Genomic DNA, 13,046 nt, shown 5'->3' on the forward strand with positions numbered 1-13,046 from the left:
GGCACCGCGCGGCCGCGGGCCGGCCCTGTCCGGCGTCCGGCGCGGGGCCCCGTCCCGGCGCGGCGGGGCCCGCGACGGGTGGGGAGTCCGCCACCCGGGGGGCGTCCGGGGCCGTGGTGTCGGGGCCCGCCGACCGGTCCGGCCCGGCGGAGGCGCCCGGAACGGCGGCGCCCCCGGGAGCGTCCGGGCTCCCGGGCGGGACGAATCCGTCGACGGGGCCCGCCGCATGCCGTGCCGCTCCCGCGCCCGGCTCGGCGTTCCCGGGCGCCGGGGCGGAGGCGTCCGCGCCGGCGCCCGGGTCCGGAAGGCCGGGCACATCGGTGCGCCGCAGCCCCACGGTCGGTTCGGACCGTCCGGCGCCGGGTCCGCGGGCCGGGCGGGGCAGGCGGATGCCGACGGTCGCCGTCGAGGGCCCCTGCGGTGCGGCCGTGCCGCCGTCGCCGGGCTCCGGGGCGTCCTCGGCGCCGTCCGGTGCCGCGGCGTCGCCGGGCTCGGCGGCGTCCGTACGGGTGCCGCCCGGGTGCCCCGGGCCGGGGCCGGGCGCTGCGGCCCAGGAGCCGCGCGGGTCCGACGGGGCGGGGCCCGTGGCGTCCTCGTCCCGGACGGAGCCCCAGGAGACCCGGTGGTCGGTGTCGTCGCCGAAGCCGGACTGGCGGGCGGCGTCGGCGTGCCAGGCGGTGGCGGGTTCCGGTCGGTTGCCGTGCAGGCGCCGCGGGTCGTCCCAGTCGAGCGCCTCGCCGGGTGTGCCGTCCGGTCCCGCGGGCACGGCGGCACCCTCGCCCGCCGTCCTCACGGGTTCCCCGCCCCGGCGCGCCTCGGGGAGGGCCGCCCCGCCGTGGCCGCCGGCGGCGGCCACGGCGGGTCCGTCATCGGCTGCGCCGCCGGGGATGTCCGCCGCGTCGGCGTCCAGGAAGACCGGGCCCGTCTCCTCGGCCGGCGCGGGCTCCTCCGTACGGGCGGCCGGCACCCGGGCCCCGGAGGGGGGGCCGCCCGCGTCACCCGCACCCGTGACGGGCGGTTCCGGCAGCGGCTCCCCCTCCCGGGGTTCGGGGCGGCTGGTGCCGGGCACCCAGGCCGAGCCGTTCCAGTACCGGATGTACCCGGGGATGGAGGGGTCCGGGTAGAAGCCGGGCAGGGGACTTCCGTGGGCGGAGCCTGCGGGTGGGGAACTCATCTGTCCAGGTCCCGTATCTCTTCGACCGTCGTGTCGGTGCGGCCCGACCGGGGCCGCGCGGTCGCGCGGTGGAGCGGCGCGAAGTCCACATCTACCAGAACCGCCCGACGGCGTGTCCGGTCACCGGCTCTCCTGAGCACCTTCTGACGAAAACCGCCGGCGGGACCGTCACGGGGTCGCCCGGGGAGTTCCGGGAAACCGTGTAACGATCCGCGGGGTGCCGCGTCTCACGTGTGCAAGCCCCCGGAAGGGGGACCCAGCGCAGCGTGAGACGAAAGGGCGCCCCCATGGACACCGTCATCGAACACGACCTCGAGACGCGGCTGGTGCTGTCACCGGAACAGAGTATTCCGGTGCCCGCCCGGTTCACGTACCACCCGGACGACCCGTACGCGGTGCACGTCGCCTTCCACATCGGCTCGGACTCCCCGGTGCACTGGACGTTCGCACGGGACCTGCTGGTCGAGGGCGTGTTCCGGCCGAGCGGGCAGGGCGACGTCCGGGTGTGGCCCACGCGGGCCGGCGACCGCGGGACGGTCTGCCTCGCGCTCGCCTCGCCGGACGGCGACGCCCTGCTGGAGGCCCCGACCGCGGCGGTCTCGGCCTGGCTGCAGCACACGCTGCGGGAGGTGCCGCCGGGCCGCGAGCACGAACGGCTCGGACTGGACGAGGCACTGACGGTGCTGCTCTTCCCCGCCTGGGACGACCTCGCGGTGCCCGAGCCGGGTGCGGACGAGCCGGACGAGCCGGGGGCGTGAGCCCCCCGGGTGCCCCCCAAGGGCGCGTACGCCGGTTCAGCCGTCGTCGCGAGCGGCCTGCCGGACCAGCGGCACGATGCGGAACGGCACCGGGTTCTCCATCACGATGGCCGTGGAGGCGCGCACGATGCCCTCGAAGCCCACCACCCGGTCGATCACCCGCTGGAGGTCGGCGTTGGAGGTGGCGACGAGCCGGCAGAGCATGTCGCCGTGTCCGGTGGTGGTGTGCAGTTCCAGCACCTCGGGCACGGTGGCCAGATGGGCGCGTACGTCGGCCCCCTGGCCCTGCTTGATCTCCAGGGTCGCGAAGGCGGTCACCGGGTAGCCGATGGCCGCCGGGTCCACATCGGGCCCGAAGCCGCGGATCACCCCGGAGGCGCGCAGCCGGTCGAGCCGCGCCTGCACGGTGCCGCGGGCGACGCCCAGCCGCCGCGAGGCCTCCAGGACGCCGATGCGCGGCTCCTCGGCGAGGAGTTCCAGGAGCCGGCCGTCGAGCCGGTCGATGGCCATGCGCAGCCCTCCGTCGCCCTGTGTGACACCGCCGCTGAGCATACTGCACAGATCAGCCGCCAGGCGGCCCTCCGCACTGAACACATTGTGCACCGCCCGAGCGAAGTGTTGCGCACCTTGTCGCGGAGGGGGAGCCTTCGGCCATGACTGAGACCACGCATGCAACCCCGAACACCGCCCGGCAGGCCGACCCCTTCCCGGTGAACGGCATGGACGCGGTCGTCTTCGCCGTCGGCAACGCCAAGCAGGCCGCGCACTACTACTCGACCGCCTTCGGCATGAAGCTGGTGGCCTACTCCGGACCGGAGCACGGGAGCCGCGAGACCGCGAGCTACGTCCTCGAGTCGGGGGGCGCCCGCTTCGTGTTCACCTCGGTCATCAAGCCGGCCACGGACCACGGCCGGTTCCTCGCCGAGCACGTCGCCGCGCACGGCGACGGCGTCGTGGACCTCGCCATCGAGGTGCCGGACGCCCGGGCCGCCTACGCCTACGCGGTCGAGCACGGCGCGCGCGGGCTGGAGGAGCCGCACGAGGTGAAGGACGAGCACGGTGTCGTGGTGCTCGCCGCCATCGCCACCTACGGCGAGGTCCGGCACACCCTGGTGGAGCGCTCCGGCTACCAGGGCGTCTACCTGCCCGGCTACGTCGAGGCCGCCCCGCTCGTCGCCCCGCCCGCCAAGCGGACCTTCCAGGCCGTCGACCACTGCGTCGGCAACGTCGAGCTCGGGAAGATGAACGACTGGGTGGCCTTCTACAACGAGGTCATGGGCTTCACCAACATGAAGGAGTTCGTCGGCGACGACATCGCCACCGAGTACTCCGCGCTGATGTCCAAGGTCGTCGCGGACGGCACCAAGAAGGTGAAGTTCCCGATCAACGAGCCGGCCGTGGGCAAGAAGAAGTCGCAGATCGACGAGTACCTGGAGTTCTTCGGCGGGCCCGGCGTCCAGCACATCGCGCTGGCCACCAACGACATCGTCTCCACGGTGCGCACGATGCGCGCCGCGGGCGTGCAGTTCCTGGACGTGCCGGACTCCTACTACGACACCCTCGGCGAGTGGGTGGGCGACACCCGGGTGCCGCTGGAGGAGCTGCGGGAGCTGAAGATCCTCGCGGACCGCGACGAGGACGGCTACCTGCTGCAGATCTTCACCAAGCCCGTCCAGGACCGGCCGACGGTCTTCTTCGAGATGATCGAGCGGCACGGCTCCATGGGCTTCGGCAAGGGCAACTTCAAGGCGCTCTTCCAGGCGATCGAGCGCGAGCAGGAGAAGCGCGGCAACCTCTGAACCCCGCCGGGCCACCGCACGCCCGGGGAGGGACGGCCGCCCACGGCCCGGTTACGGACACCGTCCGGGACCGGGCCGTGCCGGTTTCGTTGCCCTGCGCGCGCGCCGGTGCCAGGCTGCTCACATGAGTGCGCTCCTTCAGCAGCTGCGGCGGGAACTGCCGGACGACTGCCTCGTCACCGACCCCGACGTCCTGCGCTCCTACGCCCACGACATGGCCGGTTTCTGCCAGGCGGGCGAACCCGCGGTGGTGGTGCTGCCGCGCACCGTGGAACAGGTGCAGCACGTGCTGCGCACGGCGACCGCGCTGCGGGTCCCGGTGGTGCCGCAGGGAGCGCGCACCGGGCTGTCGGGCGGGGCCAACGCCGGGGACGGCTGCATCGTGCTGTCCCTGCTCCGGATGGACCGGATCCTGGAGATCGACCCCGTGGAGCGGATCGCCGTCGTGGAGCCGGGGGTGGTCAACGCGAGGCTCTCCCGGGCGGCCGGGGAGCACGGGCTGTTCTACCCGCCGGACCCCTCCAGTTGGGAGGAGTGCACCATCGGCGGCAACATCGGCACCGGCTCCGGCGGGCTGTGCTGCGTCAAGTACGGCGTCACCGCGGAATACGTCCTGGGGCTGGAGGTGGTGCTCGCCGACGGGCGGCTGATGTCCACCGGGCGGCGCACCGCCAAGGGCGTGGCGGGTTACGACCTGACGCGGCTCTTCGTGGGCTCCGAGGGCAGCCTGGGCGTCGTCGTACGGGCCACCCTGGCACTGCGCCCGGAGCCGCCGCAACAGCTGGTCCTGGCTGCTGAGTTCGGCTCCACCGCGGCGGCCTGCGAGGCGGTGTGCCGGATCATGGAGCGGGGGCACGCGCCCTCGCTGCTGGAGCTCATGGACCGTACGACGCTGCACGCGGTCAACAACATGGCGCGGATGGGCCTGCCGGAGAGCACCGAGGCGCTGCTGCTGGCGGGCTTCGACACCGCCGATCCCGGCCGGGACCTGGCGGCCGTCGGGGAGCTGTGCCGGGCTGCCGGGGCCACCGAGGTGGTGCCCGCGGAGGACGCGGCCGAGTCGGAGCTGCTGCTCTCGGCACGGCGGCTGGCGCTGACGGCGCTGGAGAAGGTCGCCGGGGGCACGCTGATCGACGACGTCTGCGTGCCGCGCGGACGGCTGGCCGCGCTGCTCGAGGGGGCGGCCGCGATCGGCGAGAAGCACGGCCTGACCGTGGGCACCTGCGCGCACGCGGGGGACGGCAACACCCACCCGGTGGTGTGCTTCGACCCCGGCGACGAGGACCAGGCGCGCCGGGCCCGGGAGTCCTTCGACGCCGTCATGGGCCTGGGCCTGGAGCTGGGCGGCACGATCACCGGCGAGCACGGGGTGGGGGTACTGAAGAAGGAGTGGCTGGCCCGGGAACTCGGGCCGGTGGGGCTGGAGATGCAGCGCGGCATCAAACAGGTCTTCGACCCGCACAACCTGCTGAACCCCGGCAAGCTCTTCTGAGCAGTCCCGCCGGCCGCGGGTGCTCCGCGGGGCTGCGTATCACCCGAACGGCGGGCGGCGGCGAAGCCGGGTGGCACGTCCGGGCGGGCGCCGCGGGCGGCCGTGACGCGGCCTCCGCGCCCGGGTTCCGCAGCCCGGCGGGTGCGCCGCCGGCGCCGTTCCGCGTTGCGACTCCTCAGGGGGCTCCGGATAGTGGTCCCCGGGCGGTGCCGGTCCCCGCCGGAGAGCCGCTCCGGGATCCGGCGAGGCGTCGGTAACCCGTACGACGGGTCCGGCCTCCGATCCGCCCCGCGGTCCGCCGGGACGGTCCCGGCCCGCCCGTCCCCGTGCCGCCGTACCGGGCTCCGCCCGGCGACGCCGCAGCCCCGACCCTGCGGGCCGGAAAGCCCCGCCGCCCTCCCGCGGTGGCTTCCGTGTGCGGCACCGAGAGGAAGGAGAGCACCATGGCACCACGACTCCTCCGCGCCGCACTCGCCCTCGGCACGGCCCCGTTGCTGGCGCTCGCCGCGCTGCCCGCCGGGTCCGCCGCGGCGGCCGGCAACGGCGGCGACGGCGGCAACGCCACCGTCTCGGTCTTCCACGGCATCCCCGGAACCCCGGTGGACGTCTACGCCAACGGCGAGGAGCTGCTGCCGGACTTCCAGCCCGGCACGCTCACCGACCCCCTGTCCCTGCCCGCAGGCTCCTACGACATCGAGATCTTCAAGGCCGGCGCTCCCACCTCCGGCGAGCCGGTGGTGGAGAAGCAGGTCGACGTCCCCGGGGGCGCCAACGCCACCGTGGTGGCGAACCTGACCGAGAACGGCGAGCCGGCGCTCAACGCGTTCGTCAACGACGTGTCCGAGGTGCCCGCCGGCAAGTCCCGCCTGACCGTGCGGCACGTCGCGGCCGCCCCCGCGGTCGACGTACGGGCCGACGGCCAGGCGCTGTTCAAGGGCCTGAAGAACCCGAAGGAGGCGTCCGCCGAGGTGCCCGCCGGGACCGTCGAGGCGGACGTGGTCCTCGCCGGCACGGAGCAGGTGGTCATCGGCCCGGCCGAGCTCGACCTGGCCGCGGGCGGCAACACGGTGGTGTACGCCTGGGGCAGCGCCGACGACGGCAACCTGGCCCTCAAGGTGCAGGACCTGTCCGCCGGCACCGGGACCCCCGGGGCCCCCGACGCGGGCGAGACCGGCCAGGCGGCCCGGAGCGGCACGGGCGACGCCGGACGGTACGCCCTGGCCGCCGGCGCGCTGCTGGCGGCCCTGGTGGCCGGGGCACGGCTGACGCTGCGGCGGCGCTGACGGCTGCCGGGCGTCGATGACCGAGCGCCGTGGGTCCGGGACAGCCGTCCCGGGCCCACGGCCCGGCCTGGGGAGGCACGATGACCCGACGGAGAGCGGGCTGGTGGACGGTGCTGCTCGGCGGCTGCGGCGTCTGCGCCGGTGCCCTGCTGGCGCCGGCCGGGCCGGCCCCCGAGCCCCGGGACTTCGGCCCCCGGTCCGACGGCGCCGCGGTGGAGCGGCGGGCCGGGACCACGGCGGAGCAACGCCCCGGGACCGCCCCGGAGGAGCGGGCGGAGCGACGGCCGGTGCGGCTGGTGCTGCCCCGGCTCGGCGTCCGCGCCACGGTGGTCCCGGTGGGGGTGACGGACGGCGGCGACCTCGCCGTCCCCGGGGACGCGCGGAGGGTGGGCTGGTACCGGTTCGGCGGCGTCCCGGCGCCGGACGGCGGCTCCACGGTCCTGGTGGGCCATGTGGACTCGCGCTCCCGGGGCCTGGGAGCGCTGGCCGCGCTGCGCTCCGTACGGCGGGGCGACCGGGTCGGGATACGGCTGTCCGGCGGCGACCGGGAACACTACCGGGTCACGGCGCGGCGGTCCGTCGCCAAGGAGCGGTTCCCGGCACGGGTCTTCCGGAGGTCCGGTCCGTCCGCGCTGACGCTCGTCACCTGCACCGGCCCGTTCCTCCCGGAACGCGGGGGCTACCAGCGGATCCTGCTGGTGACCGCGGTGCCGGCCGCGGCACCCTGAGCCCGCGGGGGCCACCCGGGCCGTACGGCGGGTCTCCGGGGCCGTACGGCGGGGAGCCGGCCCTCAGCAGGAGGGCACGGGGCCGCCGTCCCGGAGGGCACGGAGGGAGTCCAGGGCGCCGTCCAGCGTGGCGACCGGGACCAGCCGCAGGCCCTGCGGCAGCTCCGCCTGCGCGTCCTCGCACTCGGCACGCGGCACCAGGAACACCGTCGCCCCGTCCCGCTTCGCCGCCTGCGTCTTGAGCGGTACGCCCCCCACCGGCCCCACGTCGCCGTCCGGCTCGATGGTGCCGGTCCCGGCGATGGTGCGGCCGCCGGTGAGGCCCTCGCCGCGGCCGTCGCCGTCCAGCTTGGCGACGATGCCGAGGGCGAAGAGCAGGCCGGCGCTGGGGCCGCCGACGTCGGACAGCCGCAGTTCGATCTCCACCTCGTCCGGCGACAGGTGCAGGGCGCGCAGCGCGGCGGTCACCGCGGCCTCCTGGGACCTGCGCATCTGGGCGGTGTTGTGCTCCCGGATCTCCTCGGTGGTGTCGCCGACGGGGTAGACCGAGTCCCGGGGCAGCACGGCGCGGTCGGTGTCGAACCAGGCGCCGGCGACCTCGTCGAGGCGTACGTCCGCGTCCGGCGGGGTGGCCGCGATCGTGGTCATCAGCAGCTCGCCCTCGGTGCGCCGCACCGGCTCGCCGGAGACGGTGATGACGGGCTTCCCCCGGTACGCGCCGAGGACGTCCGCGGTGAGGCCCGGCTGGGCGACGGCGAACGGCAGCGGGGCGGCGCCGGCGACCGCGAGCAGCGCGACGACGGGCAGGGCGCAGAGCACCAGGGTGCGGCGGCGGGTGCCGAAGGGGTGGAAGCGCCGGAGGGGGCGGAAGGCTGGCATGGGGCGAATCTAGTTCACCGGTCCGGGACGCCCGGCCGCCGGTGGGCCCGTACCCGGTCAGCGCAGCGCGTCGGCGACCTCCTGGGCCGCCGCGACGACCCGTTCGCCGATCTGCGGGGGCACCGACTCGGAGAGCATGACCACGCCGACGCTGCCCTCGATGCCGGTCACGCCCAGCAGCGGGGCGGAGGCGCCGCTGGCCCCGGCCTCCAGCTCACCGTGGGTGAGCACGTACCCCGGGCCCAGCTCGCTGTCGGGCCCGCGTCCGGCGAGGATCGCCCGGCCGGCCGCGCCCTTGTCCAGCGGGTGCCGGAAGCCGGTGCGGTAGGCGACGTGGTAGTCGGTCCAGCTCGGCTCGACCACGGCGACGGCCAGCGCCTCGGCACCGTCCACCAGGGTGAGGTGGGCGGTGGCGCCGACCTCCTCGGCCAGTGCCCGCAGCGCGGGCAGCGCCGCCTCGCGGACGAGCGGGTGGACCTGCCGGCCGAGCCGCAGCACACCGAGGCCGACCCGGGCGCGGCCGCCGAGGTCGCGCCGTACCAGGGTGTGCTGCTCGAGGGTGGCGAGCAGGCGGTAGACGACGGTGCGGTTCACGCCGAGCTTGTTGGACAGCTCGGTCACGGTCAGGCCGTGGTCGGTGTCGGCGAGCAGCTTCAGGACTCTGAGTCCTCTGTCGAGCGTCTGTGAGGTCTCCGCGGTCACGACGCCCCCCCTTCCGGGTGAGTGCCGGCGGTCGCGGCGCGGGGGTGCGGTGCCGCCGGTACGTCGGCAGCGTGCGCGTCCACGCAGAGAGCCGCCGGTCGCAGTGGCACTGGCTGTACGGGTACGTCACCGGCTGCGCTCCGAGGCGGCGCTGCCACGGGGCGTGTGCGTGACCGGAAACTTAGCGAGCGGCACCGCTGACCGGAAGACTCCGTCCAGAATCCGGGCAAAGCTGTTCCGTTATGCCCCGTTATGTCGCCTCGGTACGGGGGCCCGGACGGGGATGTTCACGCCGTGCGCGCCCTGCGCGCAGTCCCCGCCGTGCGCGGGCCGTGCACGCGCACCGCGCGCCCCCGTCACGTCATCCGGGTGGCCCACTCCCGCACCTTGGCGATGCGCTGAGCGAGCTGACCGGCCGTGGCCTGCGCCGCGGGCGGGCCCCCGCAGACCCGGCGCAGCTCGGTGTGGATCACCCCGTGCGGCTTGCCGCTCTGGTGCGCGTAGGCGCCCACCAGGGAGTTGAGCTCGCGGCGCAGCTCCATCAGTTCCTTGTGGGTGACCACGGGCCGCCGGTCCGCGGTCAGCTCCGGCAGGTCCGCCTCCGCGTCCGGCTTCTTCCGGCTGTGCGAGAGCTGCCGGGCCTGCCGCTTCTGCAGCAGGAGCTGGACCTGGTCCGGCTCCAGCAGCCCGGGGATGCCCAGGTAGTCCTGCTCCTCCTCGCTGCCCGGGTGCGCCTGCATGCCGAACTCGGCGCCGTCGTACATCACCCGGTCGAAGACCGCGTCCGACTCCAGCGCCTCGAAGGGGAGCTGGTCCTGCTCCCCGGTGTCCTCGTCCTGCTGCTGCTCGGCCTCCTTCAGCAGGTCGGCCTCCTCGGCGTACGGGTCCTCGTCCCCGCCCTTCTTCGGCTTGTCCAGGACGTGGTCCCGCTCCACCTCCATCTCGTGCGCGAAGGTCAGCAGGTCCGGCACGGTCGGCAGGAAGACGGAGGCGGTCTCGCCGCGCCGCCGGGAGCGGACGAAGCGGCCCACGGCCTGCGCGAAGAAGAGCGGGGTGGAGATGGTGGTGGCGTACACGCCGACGGCCAGCCGGGGCACGTCCACGCCCTCGGAGACCATCCGGACGGCGACCATCCAGCGGTCCTCCGCACCGCGGAAGTCCTCGATCCGCTGGGAGGCCCCGGCGTCGTCGGAGAGCACCACGGTCGCCGGGTGCCCGGTGATCTCCCGGAGCAGCCTGGCGTAGGCGCGGGCCGCGTCCTGGTCGGCGGCGATGACCAGGCCGCCGGCGTCCGGGATCGCCTTGCGGACCTCGCCCAGCCGGTGGTCGGCGGCGCGCAGCACGGCCGGCATCCACTCGCCGCGCGGGTCCAGCGCGGTGCGCCAGGCCTGCGAGACGGCGTCCTTGGTCATCGGCTCCCCGAGCCGGGCGGCGACCTCGTCGCCGGCCTTGGTGCGCCAGCGCATGTTGCCGCTGTAGGAGAGGAAGATGACCGGCCGCACCACGCCGTCGCCGAGCGCGTGCCCGTAGCCGTAGGTGTAGTCGGCGACGGAGCGGCGCACGCCGTCGGCGTCCTCGGCGTACTCCACGAAGGGGATGGGGTTGGTGTCGGAACGGAACGGGGTGCCGGTGAGGGCGAGCCGCCGGGTGGCCGGCTCGAACGCCTCCAGGCACGCCTCGCCCCAGGACCGGCTGTCCCCGGCGTGGTGGATCTCGTCCAGGATGACCAGCGTCTTGCGCTGCTCGATGCGGTTCCGGTGCAGCATCGGGCGCACGCCCACGCCGGCGTAGGTGAGCGCGACGCCGTGGTACTCCCTGCCGAGCGGCCCCGCGCTGTACTCCGGGTCGAGCCGGATCCCTATCCGGGCCGCGGCCTCCGCCCACTGCTTCTTCAGATGCTCGGTCGGTGCGACGACGGTCACCTGCTGCACCACGTGGTGGTGCAGCAGCCAGGAGGCCAGGGTCAGCGCGAAGGTCGTCTTGCCGGCGCCCGGGGTGGCGACGGCCAGGAAGTCGCGGGGCTGGCGTTCCAGGTACGCGTCCATGGCCCCCTGCTGCCAGGCGCGCAGCTTGCCGGCCGTGCCCCAGGGGGCGCGGCCGGGGAAGGCCGGGGAGAGGTGGTGGCTGGAGGAGGAGGTGGTGGTACTCACGGTCTCCGTCGCGGTCACGCGGTCACGTCGGTCGTGCGGGGCGTCGGTGGGCGGGCGGTCACATCGGTCGGGCGGCTCCTACGGTCACGGCGACCGCGTCAGCGTACCCGCGCCGTCCGGCGGGGCTGCGGGGAACACCGGGGACCGCTCGCAGGTGCGACTCAGCTCACACCGGGCGGCCGCCCCGCCCGGGTGCCGTGCCCGTGCGCAGGGGCTGCGGACAGGGCCCGCGCGCCGGGGTCGTGCGGCCCCCTCTCGTCCCGCACGAGCCCGGCGCCGGGCGTCACGTGGTGAGCAGCACCCCGGCGTACGACGCGCCGCCGATCACCACCCAGGCACCCAGGCCCAGCGCGGCGACCCGTACGCCCGTACGGGCCAGGGAGGGCAGATGCACGGCGCTGCCCAGCCCGAAGAGAGCGGCACCGAGCAGCGCCTCCTTGGCGAACCCGGCGGCCTCCAGAGCGGCGTGCGGCACGGCGCCGGTGGTGCGTACGGCGGCCAGGGCCAGGAACCCGAGCACGAAGAGCGGGACCGGCGCGGGCAGCGGGCGGCCCGCGCGGCCGGAGACCGGGGGCGCACCGGCGTCCGCCCGGCCGGTGCCGCCGGTACCGTCCGGTGCGGCCGCGCGTTCCCGGCACCGGCGCGCCACGGCCACCGCGACCGCCGCGACCAGCGGGGCGAGCATCGCCACCCGCAGCAGCTTCACCAGGACCGCCTCGCCCAGCGCCGTGCCGCCGGCGGTCTGCGCGGTCGCCACCACCTGCCCCACGTCGTGCACGCCCGCCCCCACCCAGCGCCCGAACTGCGCGTCCGTCAGGCCCAGGGGGCCGTGCAGCAGCGGCAGCACGGCGACGGCGAGGGTGCCGCAGAGCGTGACCAGGGCGACCGCGGTGGCGACGTCCCGCTCCTCGCTGCGGCGCACCTCGGCGACGGCGCCGATGGCCGAGGCGCCGCAGACGGCGTATCCCGTGGCGACGAGCAGCGGCTGGTCGCCGCCGAGACCCAGCCGGCGGCCGAGCCACCAGGTGCCGGCGAGGGTGGCCGCGACCACCAGCACCACCATGACGACGGTCTCCCAGCCGAGCCCGAGCACGTCGTCCAGGCCGAGCCCCAGCCCGAGCAGCACCACGCCGAGCCGCATCAGCCGCTTGCCGGCCAGCGTCAGGCCGGGGCGCCCGGTCCCGCGGACGAAGCCGCGGGCGCCGGGAAGGTGGGCGGCGGCGAGGCCCAGCAGCAGCGCCGTGCTGAGCATCGGGACGGCGGGGAGCAGCAGGTGCACGCCCCAGGCGGCGGCCACCCCGGCCACGGCCAGCGCGAGCCCGGGGAGGGTGCGGGGGCGGCGGGGGCCGGGCTCACGGGGTTCCGGATCACCGGTCCCGGGACCGTGGCGGCCCGGGGCGCCCGGCGCGGGCCCGGCCTGCGGGCCGGGGGCGGGCTTCGTGCCGGGCGCGGCGTTCGTGCCGGACGCGGAGGGACGCCCGGCACGCCGGGTGCCACGCTCGCCGAGCAGCGCCATCAGCGGTCGGCCGGCAGCTCGTAGACCCGCCGGACGCTGGAGCCGAGACGGGAGATGTCGGCGCCGTAGACGTGCAGGGAGATCGCCTTCCGCGCACAGCCGTTCCACACCCGGTGGATGTCGCCGGGCGGCGCGAAACCGCACACCGCGCCCTGCGGGTTGACCACGTCCTCGGTGGCGACCAGCCGCGCGGGCTCACCGGTCCCGGCCGCCGGTATCAGGCGGTAGCGGCGCTCGTGCTCCTCGCCCCGGTGGACGCCGGTGACGCACCAGGAGACGTGGTCGTGCACGGCGGTGCGCTGGCCGGGCAGCCAGACCAGCGCGACGACGGAGAAGCTGCCGTCGCTCTCGGCGTGCAGCAGGTGCTGGCGGTAGTGGCCGGGGTCGCCCTCGCACTGCTCGGGGGTGAGCAGGCCCTCCGTGCCCAGGTGGGGGGCGAGCTTCTCGCCGACCAGGTAGGCGGTGACGTCCGGCGGCAGGCCGCGCCCCACCGCCTCGCGGATGTCCGCGACGAGAGCGGCCAGGCGCTCGGTGCCGTTCGAGGTGAGGGAAGCCATGGGGGGAG

Annotated in this window: 12 protein-coding genes; 5 read left to right on the forward strand and 7 right to left on the reverse strand. The window is 75.7% G+C overall.

The features are described from left to right. On the reverse strand, positions 1 to 1,174 hold a 1,174-nt coding region (locus HOY81_RS22690), incomplete at its 3' end, for a DUF2510 domain-containing protein (protein ID WP_237322452.1). Positions 1,175 to 1,461: 287 nt separating this feature from the next. Between HOY81_RS22690 and HOY81_RS22695 the strand changes: the two genes are divergently transcribed. Further along, positions 1,462 to 1,932 (forward strand): SsgA family sporulation/cell division regulator, encoded by a 471-nt coding sequence (locus HOY81_RS22695; protein WP_237322454.1) that lies wholly within the window; start codon positions 1,462 to 1,464, stop codon positions 1,930 to 1,932. A 36-nt stretch (positions 1,933 to 1,968) separates the two neighbouring features. On the opposite strand, the gene HOY81_RS22700 is transcribed toward HOY81_RS22695, so the two are convergent. Next, positions 1,969 to 2,442, reverse strand: a complete 474-nt coding sequence (locus HOY81_RS22700; RefSeq protein ID WP_237322456.1) for an Lrp/AsnC family transcriptional regulator — start codon at positions 2,440 to 2,442, stop codon at positions 1,969 to 1,971. A gap of 143 nt (positions 2,443 to 2,585) precedes the next feature. Between HOY81_RS22700 and hppD the strand changes: the two genes are divergently transcribed. From hppD to HOY81_RS22720, 4 genes are all read left to right on the forward strand, one after another. Continuing rightward, complete coding sequence (gene hppD, locus HOY81_RS22705) at positions 2,586 to 3,731, forward strand: 4-hydroxyphenylpyruvate dioxygenase (RefSeq protein WP_237322458.1); 1,146 nt, start codon at positions 2,586 to 2,588, stop codon at positions 3,729 to 3,731. A 124-nt stretch (positions 3,732 to 3,855) separates the two neighbouring features. Further along, a complete protein-coding gene (locus HOY81_RS22710; protein WP_237322460.1) occupies positions 3,856 to 5,223 on the forward strand; it encodes an FAD-binding oxidoreductase in 1,368 nt (455 codons plus the stop codon). A gap of 443 nt (positions 5,224 to 5,666) precedes the next feature. Beyond that, on the forward strand, positions 5,667 to 6,506 hold the full coding sequence (locus HOY81_RS22715) for a DUF4397 domain-containing protein (RefSeq protein ID WP_237322461.1): 840 nt from the start codon (positions 5,667 to 5,669) through the stop codon (positions 6,504 to 6,506). An 80-nt stretch (positions 6,507 to 6,586) separates the two neighbouring features. Next, entirely contained in the window at positions 6,587 to 7,234 is a 648-nt protein-coding gene (locus HOY81_RS22720; RefSeq protein ID WP_237322463.1) for a class F sortase, read from the forward strand. Between the two features lie 63 nt (positions 7,235 to 7,297). Here HOY81_RS22720 and HOY81_RS22725 read toward each other — a convergent pair whose 3' ends face one another. The 5 genes from HOY81_RS22725 to HOY81_RS22745 all read right to left on the reverse strand — a co-directional run bounded on the left by HOY81_RS22725 (position 7,298) and on the right by HOY81_RS22745 (position 13,038). After that, positions 7,298 to 8,113 (reverse strand): S16 family serine protease, encoded by an 816-nt coding sequence (locus tag HOY81_RS22725; protein ID WP_237322465.1) that lies wholly within the window; start codon positions 8,111 to 8,113, stop codon positions 7,298 to 7,300. A gap of 57 nt (positions 8,114 to 8,170) precedes the next feature. Then, on the reverse strand, positions 8,171 to 8,815 hold the full coding sequence (locus tag HOY81_RS22730; RefSeq protein WP_237322467.1) for an IclR family transcriptional regulator: 645 nt from the start codon (positions 8,813 to 8,815) through the stop codon (positions 8,171 to 8,173). Between the two features lie 356 nt (positions 8,816 to 9,171). Beyond that, positions 9,172 to 10,965 (reverse strand): DEAD/DEAH box helicase, encoded by a 1,794-nt coding sequence (locus tag HOY81_RS22735; protein ID WP_237322468.1) that lies wholly within the window; start codon positions 10,963 to 10,965, stop codon positions 9,172 to 9,174. A gap of 283 nt (positions 10,966 to 11,248) precedes the next feature. Next, positions 11,249 to 12,481, reverse strand: a complete 1,233-nt coding sequence (locus HOY81_RS22740; protein WP_237322470.1) for a YeiH family protein — start codon at positions 12,479 to 12,481, stop codon at positions 11,249 to 11,251. Then, a complete protein-coding gene (locus tag HOY81_RS22745; RefSeq protein WP_237322472.1) occupies positions 12,481 to 13,038 on the reverse strand; it encodes a cysteine dioxygenase family protein in 558 nt (185 codons plus the stop codon). The genes HOY81_RS22740 and HOY81_RS22745 overlap by 1 nt, the downstream gene beginning before the upstream one ends. Positions 13,039 to 13,046: the final 8 nt, after the last annotated feature.

The sequence above is a fragment of the Streptomyces sp. JJ36 genome (assembly GCF_021696945.1).
GTDB lineage: Bacteria > Actinomycetota > Actinomycetes > Streptomycetales > Streptomycetaceae > Streptomyces.

Excerpts from the sequence above, each read along its gene's own strand:
- HOY81_RS22695 (WP_237322454.1), top strand. The coding sequence starts at position 1,462 with ATGGACACCGTCATCGAACACGACCTCGAGACGCGGCTGGTGCTGTCA.
- HOY81_RS22700 (WP_237322456.1), bottom strand. The coding sequence starts at position 2,442 with ATGGCCATCGACCGGCTCGACGGCCGGCTCCTGGAACTCCTCGCCGAG.
- hppD (WP_237322458.1), top strand. The coding sequence starts at position 2,586 with ATGACTGAGACCACGCATGCAACCCCGAACACCGCCCGGCAGGCCGAC.
- HOY81_RS22710 (WP_237322460.1), top strand. The coding sequence starts at position 3,856 with ATGAGTGCGCTCCTTCAGCAGCTGCGGCGGGAACTGCCGGACGACTGC.
- HOY81_RS22715 (WP_237322461.1), top strand. The coding sequence starts at position 5,667 with ATGGCACCACGACTCCTCCGCGCCGCACTCGCCCTCGGCACGGCCCCG.
- HOY81_RS22720 (WP_237322463.1), top strand. The coding sequence starts at position 6,587 with ATGACCCGACGGAGAGCGGGCTGGTGGACGGTGCTGCTCGGCGGCTGC.
- HOY81_RS22725 (WP_237322465.1), bottom strand. The coding sequence starts at position 8,113 with ATGCCAGCCTTCCGCCCCCTCCGGCGCTTCCACCCCTTCGGCACCCGC.
- HOY81_RS22740 (WP_237322470.1), bottom strand. The coding sequence starts at position 12,481 with ATGGCGCTGCTCGGCGAGCGTGGCACCCGGCGTGCCGGGCGTCCCTCC.
- HOY81_RS22745 (WP_237322472.1), bottom strand. The coding sequence starts at position 13,038 with ATGGCTTCCCTCACCTCGAACGGCACCGAGCGCCTGGCCGCTCTCGTC.